The organism is Mycobacterium sp., assembly GCF_032162605.1.
GTDB lineage: Bacteria > Actinomycetota > Actinomycetes > Mycobacteriales > Mycobacteriaceae > Mycobacterium.
In genome coordinates this window covers 1-3,409 of record NZ_JAVROT010000471.1, presented here as the reverse complement: position 1 = coordinate 3,409, position 3,409 = coordinate 1, and the positions used below count along the sequence as shown (strand labels likewise).

Genomic DNA, 3,409 nt, shown 5'->3' with positions numbered 1-3,409 from the left:
TTGGTCCGTCCATCAAGTGGCCCCGCCTGGTTGAGGGCTGCGCCAAGTTGCTGAAAGGCGGCCCATACATCTGGGTGGTCCTTTGCAATGTGCTGCGGAGCCTCCGGCAGGGCGACCGCAGGATTTTCGGAGACATCAGCAGGCGATTGTTCCATTGGAGCTCCCTAATGTGTGGGTCCGTCAGCAACGCTTCGTATCGCATTTGGATTGCGTACTGCCGACATTCTTCAACAAGCGGGTCTCCTGCCTCACCGGAACGAACGACCCGATCCTCGTGCCTTACGACTCGCCGATGCTGGACTACGAGGGCGAACTCATGGCGGTCATCGTCAAGCAGGCCCTGGCCGTCAGGTCGCGCCGCCGACGCACCCGTCTGCGGTTCAGGTGCGGCCCACCGCGAGCATCTGCTCGACGCGGGTGAACGTGACTCGTGGTCTTCCTGTCGCGTGTCCGCGGCGACGTTCCGAGGCGTCGATCCTTCGCCAGGCGTTGATGTCGACCAACGCGGGTTGTCGTTGCGCGATCAAGCGATCAAGGTCCGCAAGGTCTCGTGGGGGCTCCGGCAGAAGGTTCTTGGCATGATCGTTGAGGATTAACTCCACCGTTTCCAGTGAGCACTTCTTGTTGGTGCCGATCACGCCGCTCGGTCCGCGTTGCTCCAACCGGTGGTGTAGACGCCTGACAACGGGCGTTGCGAGCTGGGATCGATGACACGACCGTCGATGTTTGCGATGGTGCCGCGAAGGCGGTCAACGGGCACGCCTGCTATCGGCGCAGCTCGATACCCGATGGCCCGTAGAACTAGGCTCGTTTGCAACACCTCGGTATCGGTGGTGGGGCGGGTGACGAACTGGCCATCGGCGTTGAGCACTAGGTGGTTTCGGACGATTCGAACGGCATCGACTCGCCTGTCGCCTAGGATTTCCATCGGCGAGCTCAGGAACTTCAGGATGATCCGTCTGCCATTCGATGTCGCTGCGCAGCCGGCGAATTCGCGCAGGATCGAGTGCTTCAGGCGGGCCGAGTAAGAACTGGCGGTGTCGATAGCCCCCCTCGACGTCGAGTCGTCAGCCAGAATGCCGGGCGGCTCGACGACGACGTCGATATCGGGGAGGTCGCCGAGGGCGAGTAGCTCGGGGCTGGTGAAAGCCGCGTGGGCGGGGCCGCGACGCCCGAGCAGCACGACCTCGCTCAGATTGCTGCGCCGCAGAGCGGTCAACGCGTGGTCGGCGATATCGGAGACCGCCAGCGTATCTGGGGGAAGCAGCAAGTTCCGGGCGATATCCAGGGCGACATTGCCGTTGCCGACGATGACCGCTCGCTGACCGGACAAATCGAATGTGCGGGTTCGATAGTCGGGATGGCCGTTGTACCAGCCGACGAAGTCGCCTGCGCTGTGGCTTCCGGGCAGGTCCTCGCCGGCGATCCCCAGTGTGCGGTCGTCGCCCCGACGGCGTAGACGACTGCATGGTGGTGGTCGAGCAACTCCTCGCGGCTGAGATGCCGACCGATGTCGACGTTCAGATTCATCTGCACGCCTGGCCGCGCCGCGGTCCATTCGAAAAGGCGGGCAGCCCTTTTCGTCTGGGGATGATCGTGCGCAGTCGTTCTCCGATGTCCGTGAGGGCGAGGTCCCACGACACACGAACAAAGCTGCCATCAGGTTGCCGATGCATCGGATGTAGGAGCCGGTCCGGGCTGTTGTGCACCGAAATCATCCCGATGCCCTTGGGACATGCGAAACCCTTCGAGATGGGGTTGTCCTTATCCGGCCGCACATCGACGAGTCGGCCGTTTTCGACTGTGGCGATCAGCCCGCATAACGGCTCACATATCCGGCAGTAAGTCGCCTTCTCAAAGATCACACCGCCCCCCAGTTGGCTTCGAGCATGCTTCCCAGCTATGTGATAACACGGTATCACTTGTCTGTTATCGCGTGATCGTGGCCACTGTGCCGTATTCCAGTCCTCCCGATTAGCAGTTGCGCTCCTCGAAAAGCGATCTCTCGCTAGAAACCAGGAGTCGCCGGCGGTCTGCGGGTCGGGCGGACGAGCTCAGAAAGTGCTGGCTGGCTCGGGTAACGGGAAGAGATGAAAAAACCGGGCCGCTACCGCAGCCTCGCCAACGATCGTCACTTCGCCGGTGCGCAGGGCGTCATCGAGCGGACGACCGCCGTAAAGCAGCGCGGCCAGGGTCTGCGGGTCGGTGTCCAGTGTCACGGTGGCCCGTTCGGCCTCCCCGCGGGCCAGCTGGAGCTGGCCGTCGGAAACCTCGATACTGAAGTGGTTCTCGCCGAGCCGAAGCGCGATCGTCGCGCTGAACCCTTGCGCGGCTCGGCGGTCAAACAACGCCCTCAGGGATCGACGCCAAGCGCAGGATGGCCGAAAAGATCCTCATCGCTGTCGGCCAGGCTTACGACGGCATCGCCAACATCGCGGAGACGCTTATCCTGATGAACCACTACCCGCTGGAGAACGCAGGGTTCGCCGGCCGCCTCCAGTCTGACGACCCGCAGCTGGTCGAGGCGATGAAGCAGCTGAATCGCTGAACTCCGCCGGATCCCAACGGCGGCGGCACTATCCAACCCGGACCGGCAGTGGCGCGTGAGTATCGGACCGCCCAGCTCGCCGGGCCCGCACCCTGGAAGCCAATGACCGGAATGAGCGGCCCCGCCACCCTGCCCATCGAATTCGACGCCGGACACTGATCATCGTCAGCCAACCGCTCTGCAAATGTTCGGAAAATGTTGGCGTGTAAACAGTTTCGCTCGGTTGACTGGCAGCGGGCACTTATTCCAAAGGTGCGGTATTCGAGTGAGCGGCTCCTCGAATCGAATATGGCGTCGTGGCTGGAAATCGGCATGCGTCGTCCGCGCGGCAGAGCCTTGGGGATCCGCGATGATGGTGTTAACGGGGTGTCTACAATGCGGTGCCGCTCCACCAGTGTGCGCAGGGCGGATGCTGAGAGTTCAGAGGTTGAAGATGCGTTGAGCGTTTTCCCTGCCGATCTTTGCGCGGTCGTTGTGGCTCAGCAACGAATTGTCGAACCATTCGACGGCATCGGCCATGCTCTCGTAGGGGTAGTCGACGGAGAACAACAGCCGGTCGCTGCCGATTTCACTGATCGCGTTGAGCAGGGTGCGGGTGTGGAAATGGCCGCTGGTGGTGAGGATAAAGTTGTTGCTGAGGTACTCACCGACCTTGCGCCGTGCGGTGCCCAGGCCGGCGCCCTCGTGTTGCTTGTTCAGTCGGTGCTCCAAGCGTGGTAGCAGAAAGGGCAGCCCTTCGCCGAGGTGGCCGACGATGATCTGGATTCCGGGGTAGGTGTCGAACAGGCCGGACAGCATCAGGCGGACTGCGTGGGTGGCGGTTTCGTGTCCGAACCCCCACGCGGAACCCACCAGCGATTC

The 3,409-nt window shown here is 62.6% G+C and carries 7 protein-coding genes; 2 read left to right on the top strand and 5 right to left on the bottom strand.

Going from position 1 to position 3,409, the window contains the following annotated elements; translation table 11 throughout:
- Positions 1–169 precede the first annotated feature (169 nt).
- On the top strand, positions 170–421 hold the full coding sequence (locus QOI01_RS26030; protein ID WP_526386051.1) for a fumarylacetoacetate hydrolase family protein: 252 nt from the start codon (positions 170–172) through the stop codon (positions 419–421).
- Here QOI01_RS26030 and QOI01_RS26025 read toward each other — a convergent pair.
- The 4 genes from QOI01_RS26025 to QOI01_RS26010 form a co-directional block, all read right to left on the bottom strand.
- Complete coding sequence (locus QOI01_RS26025) at positions 381–638, bottom strand: hypothetical protein (protein ID WP_526386052.1); 258 nt, start codon at positions 636–638, stop codon at positions 381–383. The genes QOI01_RS26030 and QOI01_RS26025 overlap by 41 nt on opposite strands.
- Complete coding sequence (locus QOI01_RS26020; protein WP_526386050.1) at positions 635–1,270, bottom strand: ferredoxin--NADP reductase domain-containing protein; 636 nt, start codon at positions 1,268–1,270, stop codon at positions 635–637. Before QOI01_RS26020 ends, QOI01_RS26025 begins: the two co-directional genes overlap by 4 nt.
- Before the next feature lie 256 nt (positions 1,271–1,526).
- Entirely contained in the window at positions 1,527–1,865 is a 339-nt protein-coding gene (locus QOI01_RS26015; RefSeq protein WP_526386049.1) for a molybdopterin-dependent oxidoreductase, read from the bottom strand.
- Between the two features lie 189 nt (positions 1,866–2,054).
- The gene (locus QOI01_RS26010; protein ID WP_526386048.1) at positions 2,055–2,348 is read right to left on the bottom strand and encodes an alkyl sulfatase C-terminal domain-containing protein; all 294 of its coding nucleotides are present in this window, start codon (positions 2,346–2,348) and stop codon (positions 2,055–2,057) included.
- Positions 2,349–2,377: 29 nt separating this feature from the next.
- Here QOI01_RS26010 and QOI01_RS26005 point away from each other — a divergent pair, with 29 nt between their 5' ends.
- On the top strand, positions 2,378–2,548 hold the full coding sequence (locus QOI01_RS26005; protein ID WP_526386047.1) for a hypothetical protein: 171 nt from the start codon (positions 2,378–2,380) through the stop codon (positions 2,546–2,548).
- Between the two features lie 420 nt (positions 2,549–2,968).
- Here the strand turns inward: QOI01_RS26005 and QOI01_RS26000 are convergent.
- The coding region (locus QOI01_RS26000; RefSeq protein WP_526386046.1) for an amidohydrolase family protein at positions 2,969–3,409 on the bottom strand (441 nt) is incomplete at its 5' end.